The organism is Polaromonas sp. P1_G1 (assembly GCF_056405595.1).
The window spans coordinates 1-7,992 of the sequence record NZ_JBFUBU010000086.1 but is presented as its reverse complement, the minus strand read 5'-3'; the positions used below and the strand labels follow the sequence as shown (position 1 = coordinate 7,992).

Here is a 7,992-nt window from a genome sequence, read left to right as displayed (position 1 = left end):
GCCCAGCGCGTGCAGTTCGTCGCCCACGATCTGCACGTCGGGGCGCTGCGCGCCCAACTGCTTGCGCGCCTCACGAAGCACCGCCTGGCCGAAGCTGTAGTCCTGGCCAATCAGGTAAATGCTTTTGAGCGCCTTGTCGTCCTTGAGCACGTCCATGAGCGCCGCCATGCGCATGTCGGCGTGCGCGTCAAAACGGAAATGCCAGTAGCTGCATTTTTCGTTCGTCAGAATGGGGTCGACCGCCGAATAATTCAGGAACAGCACGCGCTTTTTCGGCTCGCGCTCGTTGTGCTTGTTGATGGCGTCGATCAGCACCGCCGCGATGGCCGACGAATTGCCCTGCGCGATGATGGTCACGCCATCGTCGATCGCCGAGCGCAAGGCCGCCAGCGCCTCTTCGTTCTGGCCCTTGCTGTCGTAGCGCTCGACCACCAGGTTGCGCGGCCCGCCGGCGGGCTTGACGCCGCCGCGCGCGTTGACGCGCTCCGTCGCCCAGACCAGGTTGCGGAACACCGCTTCGCCGGTATTGGCGAAGGCGCCCGACAGGCTTTCGATGAGCGCGATGCGTACCGGTGGCTGGCCGGCGGTTTGCGCACCCGCCCCCACGCAAGCGCAGAGACATAGGGCCGTGAACAGGCGTTTCAAGTGTTTGTGCATAAAAAAATAGATCCCTGTTTTCGCTTGATTTCGCTTGAATAAAACGGCAGCACACCTAACTGGTGTGCATGCGGCAATCACGCTGAACGCCGCGCAGTGTAAGGGGAAAACGCCCCTTGTTAACCCATCAAGGAATCGCCATGTTTTACTCTCTCGCCAACCGCCCCGCTCGCGCCTTTCATCGCCACTATGCACCCGTCGTGAGCAACGGCGCACTCGAAAAATTCCTCAATGACACCTTCAGCTCGCTCTCCGACACCGGCGCCGCCAAGGCTGCCAGCGTGGAAGACCTTGAGAAGGCCTACAGCCTGCAGCTCGACGTCCCCGGCCTGGCCCGCGAACATCTGGACATCGGCATCGAAGGCGACGTGGTCCGTGTGTCCAGCAAGGAAGATGCACCCCGCAAGGTCAAGGCCGCATGGCGCTTCCCGCTGGAAATCGACACTGCCAACAGCAGCGCCAAGCTGGAAAACGGTGTGCTGACGTTGACGCTGGCCAAGAAGGTCCCCGTCAGCAACGTGACGCACCTCGATATCCAGTAATCAGGAGCGTCTCAAAGCAGGCGATCGGCTCAGGCCGGCTCGGCCTGCAATTCGGCCAGGTTCCAGCGCGGCTTCACGTCAAAGGTGTAGCTGCGCAGAAGTGTTTCCAGCCCGGCTTGCAAGCGCATGCCCGCGGCCAGGGCAATCATGGCACCGTTGTCGGTGCACAAATGCAGCTCGGGGTAATGCACCCGAATGCCGCGCTGCTTGCACACGGCATTGAGCTGGCTTCGCAGCAGCGCATTAGCCCCTACACCTCCCGCCACGACCAACCGTTTCAGCCCGGTTTGCGCCATGGCGGCCAGTGATTTTTTGACCAGCACTTCGACGATGGCCGCCTGCGTGGCCGCCGCCAGGTCGGCCTTGCGGCTTTCCAGGTCCGGCCCCAGTTTTTTGGCTTGCGTCAGCACGGCGGTCTTCAGCCCGGCAAAGGAAAAATCGAGGTCGCCGCTGTGCAGCAAAGGCCGCGGCAGCTTGAAAGCCGCGCCGTCGCCCCCCTCGGCCAGCTTCGACAGGTGCGGGCCGCCCGGGTAAGGCAGGCCCATGAGCTTGGCCGACTTGTCAAAGGCCTCGCCGGCCGCGTCGTCAATCGTTTCACCCAGCAATTCGTAGCTGCCCACGCGGTCCACCCGCATCAGCTGCGTGTGCCCGCCGGAGACCAGCAAGGCCACAAAAGGAAATTCAGGCGGGTCAGCGCTCAGGAAAGGCGATAGCAAATGCCCTTCCAGGTGGTGCACGCCCATGGCCGGCTTGCCCAGCGCCGCCGCCAGCGAACAGGCCACGCCCGCGCCCACCAGCAGCGCCCCAGCCAGCCCAGGCCCGCGCGTGTAAGCCACCACGTCGACCTGTGCCAGGCTGCTGCCCGCCTCGGCCATCACCTGGTGTGTCAAAGGCAAAACACGCCGGATATGGTCCCGGCTCGCCAGCTCAGGTACCACACCGCCATAGGCCTGGTGCATGTCGATCTGGCTGAACAGCGCGTGCGACAGCAAGCGCGGCACAGCGCTGCCACTGGCATCCACCAGCGCCACACCGGTTTCATCACAACTCGATTCGATTCCAAGAACTCTCATCTTTCGAGTGTAAGGTTTGGAAGAATCACCCTCCCCCGTCCAGGCTCACTGCGTGTAGCCTGTTCCCCCCTCGAGGGGGCGGCGCCTGCGGTCTGGCAAAGCCAGTCCCGCGGCCCCTACTGGTGAAATAAGCCCCTCATTGGTAAGCCCCTCATTGGTTGTGCCCACTGAACTCTTCAACCCAACATGAGCCGTGGAACCGGCTTTGCCGGGCCACAGGCGAGCGGCCCCCTCGGGGGGCAGGGAGCGACACGAAGTGCGCGACCGTGGGGGCACGTTTCTTGCACTTACGGCTCCATGACACCGTCCCAATCCCTGCGCCTTGTCATCATCGCCCCGGACCTGCTGGAGTCCGTGTCCGATGACGCCCATGCGCGGGAACTGGCCGAGCGCTCGCGCCAGCTGCGCATCGGCCTGCTGGAAAACGGTTACAACATCGTCGCGGTGCTCCCAGCCGACACCTTCCTGGATGAACGCCTGGCGCAGCTGCAGCCCGACATGATCATCGTGGACGCCGAAAGTGAAGCCCGCGACTCCCTGGAGCATGTGGTGATGGCGACGCGGGACGCCCGGCGGCCCATCGTACTGTTCACCAATGACAACGACACCAGCCACGTCAAGGACGCCGTCGCCGCCGGGGTGTCGGCCTATGTGGTGGCCGGCCTGTCCCCGGACCGCATCCGTCCCATCCTGGACGTGGCCATGGCGCGCTTTGAGCACGAGCAGGGCTTGCGCAAGGAACTGGCGCACGCCAAAACCGAGCTGCATGAGCGCAAGGTCATAGACCGGGCCAAGGGCATGCTGATGCAGCGCCAGGGACTCTCGGAGCAGGCCGCCTACGAAAAGCTGCGCAAGGCCGCCATGGACAAGGGCCTGCGGCTGGGTGACGTGGCCCAGCGCATGCTGGACGCCCTGGACCTGCTGGGCTGATTCGCTCGCCGGGCCGACCGACCACCCTCAATTGGTGCAGCGCACAAATCAGGTGCACCATCGGCATCCACATCGCGGCGCTTCGCCCATGTGAGGTTTTTTTCAGGGAGTGTGTGATTGCAAGCACAAGAAGACTTCCCTGGCATCTCCACTCTCAAGAACAACTCTTTTGGCAACGCTGGCCAACCCTGGCACAGCTTTTGCAATGCCCTAGGCACTGGTCAATGATGGCCATCCGGCACAGCACTTCAACGGCGAAGTGTGTGGTGCCCCAAGGAACAAAGGCGTTCGCACCCTGCATCACGTTTGACGTGGCTGCCCGGGTCGAGCGCCTTTTTTGTTTTGTCTTTTGCTTTTTTTACCTGGAGCCGACACATGACTGAACTGCTGAAATCTTCGCTGACACGCCGCACCGTGCTGCAGGCCGCGGCCGTGGGCGCCGTGGGCATCAACCCCGCCCTGCGCGCCGCCGTGTATGCACAGGGATCGGACGCGCCCGAGAAAAAGGAAGTCAAGATCGGCTTCATCCCCCTGACCGACTGCGCCTCGGTGGTGATGGCCTCGGTGCTGGGCATAGACCAGAAATACGGCGTCAAGATCATCCCGACCAAGGAAGCCAGCTGGGCCGGCGTGCGCGACAAGCTGGTCAACGGTGAACTGGACTTCGCCCATGTGCTTTACGGCCTGGTCTACGGCGTGCACATGGGCACGGCCGGCCCCAAGAAGGACATGGCCGTGCTGATGACACTCAACAACAACGGCCAGGCCATCACGCTGTCGAAGAAGCTCGCCGACAAGGGCGCTGTCGACGGCGCGGGCCTGGCCAAGCTCATGGCCAGCGACAAGCGCGAATACACCTTCGCCCAGACCTTTCCCACCGGCACGCACGCCATGTGGCTGTACTACTGGCTGGCCGCAAACGGCATCAACCCGATGAAGGACGCCAAGGTCATCACCGTGCCGCCGCCGCAGATGGTGGCCAATATGCGCGTGGGCAATATGGACGGCTTCTGCGTGGGCGAGCCCTGGGGCCACCGCGCCATCATCGACGGCATAGGCGTGACCGCCGTCACCACCCAGGACGTCTGGAAGGACCACCCTGAAAAAGTGCTGGGCACCACCGCCGACTTCGTCAAGAAATACCCCAACACCGCGCGCGCCGTCACCGCCGCCATCATCGAGGCCGGCAAATGGATTGACGCCAGCCTCTCCAACAAGAACAAGATGGCCGAAACCGTGGCCGACAAGAGCTACGTCAACACCAGCGTCGACGCCATCAACCAGCGCATCCTTGGCCGCTACCAGAACGGCATGGGCAAGACCTGGGACGACCCCAACTACATGAAGTTCTACAACGACGGCGCGGTGAGCTTCCCTTACCTCTCCGACGGCATGTGGTTCCTCACGCAGCACAAGCGCTGGGGCCTGATCAAGGAGCATCCCGACTACCTGGGCATCGCCAAACAGATCAACCACATCGACGTCTACAAGCAGGCAGCCACCGCCGCCAAGGCCAGCGTTCCCAAAGAGATCATGCGCAGCAGCAAGCTGATGGACGGCACGGTCTGGGACGGCAAGGACCCSAARAAGTACGCCGACAGCTTCAAGGTTCACGCCTAGGCCCGCGCCCCGCCMCCCGCCCACCGAACCTTCCACCCCACGCAAAGAGGTCACGCCATGGTCAGTGCCGTATTCCACAGCCCGCTCGAGGCCGCGCCTGCGGCCCGCGGCGGCGACAAAGCCCGAGCCCGGGATACCGGCGCCCTTCCATCGGCGCCCGCCGCCAACGACATGACAAATCCCATCACCCCTTCCCCCGCAGTGCAGGCGGCCGCCGCCACCCCGCCGGCGCGCGCGCCCTGGGACGCCTCTTTTCTCTGGCTGGCCCTGCTGCCGCCCCTGCTGGGCCTGGGCCTGCTGGTGCTGGTGTGGGAGCTGGTCTTCATGGGCACGGGCGGCAGCATTCCCTCGCCCAAGGATACTTTCACGCAGGCGGTGCAGATCTTCAGCGACCCCTTCTACAGCAAGGGCCCCAACGACCAGGGCGTGGGCTGGAACGTGCTGTCCTCGCTCAAGCGCGTGGCCATGGGCTTCGGCATGGCGGCGGTCGTCGGCATTCCGGTCGGATTCATGATCGGGCGCTTCAACTTTTTGAGCCGCATGTTCAACCCATTGATCAGCCTGCTGCGCCCGGTCTCGCCGCTGGCCTGGCTGCCGATAGGCCTGCTGGTGTTCAAGGGCGCCAACCCGGCCGCCATCTGGACCATCTTCATCTGCTCCATCTGGCCCATGATCATCAACACCGCCGTCGGCGTGCAGCGCGTGCCCCAGGACTACATGAACGTGGCGCGCGTGCTCAACCTCAGCGAATGGAAGATCGTCACGAAAATCCTCTTCCCCGCCGTGCTGCCCTACATGCTGACCGGCGTGCGCCTAGCCGTCGGCACCGCCTGGCTGGTGATCGTCGCGGCCGAGATGCTGACCGGCGGCGTCGGTATCGGCTTCTGGGTCTGGGACGAGTGGAACAACCTCAACGTCAAGAACATCATCATCGCGATCTTCGTGATCGGCATCGTCGGCCTGGTGCTGGAGTTCGCCCTGATCAAGCTGGCCACGGCCTTCACGTTTGAAGAAGTCAAGAACTGATCTCGAAAGGAACCAAGCCATGACATCCTTCACCACCAAGTACATCGAGATCCAGGGCGTCGAGCAGACCTTCAAGACCCGCAAAGGGCCGTTCCGTGCGCTGCAGAACATCAACCTGACGGTCGCCAAGGGCGAGTTCGTCGCGCTGATCGGCCATTCGGGCTGCGGCAAGTCCACGCTGCTGAACCTGATCGCCGGCCTGACGACGCCCACCGAGGGCAGCCTGCTGTGCGCCAACCGTGAGATCGCCGGGCCCGGGCCCGAGCGCGCCGTGGTGTTCCAGAACCATTCGCTGCTGCCCTGGCTGACCTGCTTTGAGAACGTCTACCTGGCCGTCGAACGCGTCTTCTCGGCGACTGAAAACAAAGCCCAGCTCAAGGCCCGCACCGATGCGGCGCTGGCCATGGTCGGGCTGACCGCGGCGGCGCAAAAGCGCCCCGGCGAAATATCGGGCGGCATGAAGCAGCGCGTCGGCATCGCGCGCGCGCTGTCCATGGAGCCCAAGGTGCTGCTGCTCGACGAACCCTTCGGCGCGCTGGACGCGCTGACCCGCGCCAAGCTGCAGGACGAGCTGCTGCAGATCGTGGCGACCACGCAGAGCACGGTGGTGATGGTGACCCATGACGTCGACGAGGCGGTGCTGCTGAGCGACCGCATCGTGATGATGACCAACGGCCCCTCGGCCACGATCGGCGAAATCCTGCAGGTCGAACTGCCGCGGCCCCGCTCGCGCGTGGCGCTGGCCGAGGACATCCGCTACCTGGGCTACCGCAAGGCCGTGATCGATTTTCTCTACACACGCCAGGACCACGTCGAAAAAGCGGCCTGACAGAGCCCACGGGAACCCGCGCCGCGAAAGGGCGCGGCGACCGCCACAAAAATTAGCATAGGGAGGGTTTCCATGTCTGCTGTTTTGCCTGTTCGAGGCGCCGACAGAATCGTTGTCCCCCAGGGCACGCGCACCGCGCCTTCGCAAGGCCTTGCCTCGCTCGGAAAGTACCGCGAAATCATCATCGCGGTCGCCTTCTTCCTGCTGTTCGACCTCGGGGTGCTGGTCCTGAACTTCTACACCTCGTTCAAGATCGACCAGGACACCGTGGCCATCAACCTCTCGGGGCGCCAGCGCGTCGTCTCGCAACGCGTCGCGCGCACCCTGCTGGAGCTTGACGCCATGCGCGTCTCGGGCGCAGCCTACAAGCCCGAAACCCTGGCGGAGCTGCGCGCGGGCGCCAAAATCTTCCAGGTGTCGCAACTGGCGTTTCGCGAAGGCGGCACCATTCCGGGCGGCGACGGCAAGCCGGTCTACCTGGAGCCCGTGGTGTCCAGCCGCGGCCGTGAGCTCGAGGAAAAGGTGGAGCTGGTCTGGAAGCCCTACTTCGCCTTGCTCCAGCCGCTGCTGGCCGGCGACAACTTCACGCAGCAGGAACTGGCCGCCGCGCTGGCCTACAGCCAGGCCCACAACATCAAACTATTGGGCGCAGCCAACGACTTCGTGACCGAAACGCAGCAGATTGGCGCATCGCGCGCCAGCGTGCTGCGCATGGTGCAGACCGGCGGCATCGTGCTGGCCCTGCTGAACTTCGCCTTCATCCTGTTCAAGTTCCTGAGGCGCCTGAAAATCTCCGACGCCGCGATTGAAGCGGCGACCGAGGAAACCCGTGAAATCCTCACCAGCGTCCGTGAAGGCCTGTTCCTGCTGACGCCGGGGCACCAGCTCGGCTCCCAGCTGTCCCTTTCGACCCACGCGCTGTTCGGCAAGACGTTGGCGCCGGGTCAGAATTTCTTCGAGGTGCTGTCCACGCTGGTGTCCGCCAAAGCCCTGACCGATGCGCGCGACTATGTCGAGCTGCTGTTCTCGCCGCATGTGAAGGAGCAACTGGTCCAGGGCATCAACCCGCTCTCCGAAGTCGAGCTCACCGTCAGGAACCGGCTGGGCCAGGACACGGCCCGCTACCTGTCCTTTCACTTCAACCGGGTGCAGGACGGCGCCGCCGTGCGGCACCTGCTGGTCACCGTGCAGGACATCACGCAGAAGGTCGAACTGCAGGCCAGGCTGGCCGGCGAGCGCCAGCGTTCGCAAAAAGAGCTGTCCATGATGCTCAAGGCCTTCGAGACCGAGCCGGCCATGATGCGGGCCTTTGTCG

Annotated in this window: 7 protein-coding genes and 1 pseudogene; 6 read left to right on the top strand and 2 right to left on the bottom strand. The window is 64.0% G+C overall.

All coding sequences use genetic code 11. The features are described from left to right. Positions 1-657: ABC transporter substrate-binding protein (locus AC1D1Y_RS25460; protein ID WP_477684802.1), on the bottom strand; the 657-nt coding region annotated here is incomplete at its 3' end. Between the two features lie 140 nt (positions 658-797). On the opposite strand from AC1D1Y_RS25460, the gene AC1D1Y_RS25455 reads away from it, so the two are divergent. Beyond that, positions 798-1,199, top strand: coding sequence for an Hsp20 family protein (locus AC1D1Y_RS25455; RefSeq protein WP_477684801.1), 402 nt, complete (start codon positions 798-800; stop codon positions 1,197-1,199). Positions 1,200-1,228: 29 nt separating this feature from the next. On the opposite strand, the gene tsaD is transcribed toward AC1D1Y_RS25455, so the two are convergent. Next, on the bottom strand, positions 1,229-2,272 hold the full coding sequence (gene tsaD, locus AC1D1Y_RS25450; RefSeq protein ID WP_477684800.1) for a tRNA (adenosine(37)-N6)-threonylcarbamoyltransferase complex transferase subunit TsaD: 1,044 nt from the start codon (positions 2,270-2,272) through the stop codon (positions 1,229-1,231). Between the two features lie 297 nt (positions 2,273-2,569). Here tsaD and AC1D1Y_RS25445 point away from each other — a divergent pair, with 297 nt between their 5' ends. The 5 genes and pseudogenes from AC1D1Y_RS25445 to AC1D1Y_RS25425 all read left to right on the top strand — a co-directional run. Then, positions 2,570-3,202 carry an ANTAR domain-containing response regulator gene (locus AC1D1Y_RS25445; RefSeq protein WP_436155285.1) on the top strand — a complete coding sequence of 211 codons (633 nt, stop codon included), beginning with the start codon at positions 2,570-2,572 and terminating at the stop codon, positions 3,200-3,202. 375 nt (positions 3,203-3,577) lie between these two features. Continuing rightward, positions 3,578-4,822: a CmpA/NrtA family ABC transporter substrate-binding protein gene (locus AC1D1Y_RS25440; protein ID WP_436155286.1), complete on the top strand. Its 1,245-nt coding sequence runs from the start codon at positions 3,578-3,580 to the stop codon at positions 4,820-4,822. A gap of 57 nt (positions 4,823-4,879) precedes the next feature. Then, a complete protein-coding gene (ntrB, locus tag AC1D1Y_RS25435) occupies positions 4,880-5,848 on the top strand; it encodes a nitrate ABC transporter permease (protein WP_477684799.1) in 969 nt (322 codons plus the stop codon). 19 nt (positions 5,849-5,867) lie between these two features. Further along, positions 5,868-6,677, top strand: coding sequence for an ABC transporter ATP-binding protein (locus tag AC1D1Y_RS25430; protein WP_477684798.1), 810 nt, complete (start codon positions 5,868-5,870; stop codon positions 6,675-6,677). A 72-nt stretch (positions 6,678-6,749) separates the two neighbouring features. Then, positions 6,750-7,992, top strand: a pseudogene (locus AC1D1Y_RS25425) (ATP-binding protein); the annotation flags it as partial.

Excerpts from the sequence above, each read along its gene's own strand:
- AC1D1Y_RS25455 (WP_477684801.1), top strand. The coding sequence starts at position 798 with ATGTTTTACTCTCTCGCCAACCGCCCCGCTCGCGCCTTTCATCGCCAC.
- tsaD (WP_477684800.1), bottom strand. The coding sequence starts at position 2,272 with ATGAGAGTTCTTGGAATCGAATCGAGTTGTGATGAAACCGGTGTGGCG.
- AC1D1Y_RS25445 (WP_436155285.1), top strand. The coding sequence starts at position 2,570 with ATGACACCGTCCCAATCCCTGCGCCTTGTCATCATCGCCCCGGACCTG.
- ntrB (WP_477684799.1), top strand. The coding sequence starts at position 4,880 with ATGGTCAGTGCCGTATTCCACAGCCCGCTCGAGGCCGCGCCTGCGGCC.
- AC1D1Y_RS25430 (WP_477684798.1), top strand. The coding sequence starts at position 5,868 with ATGACATCCTTCACCACCAAGTACATCGAGATCCAGGGCGTCGAGCAG.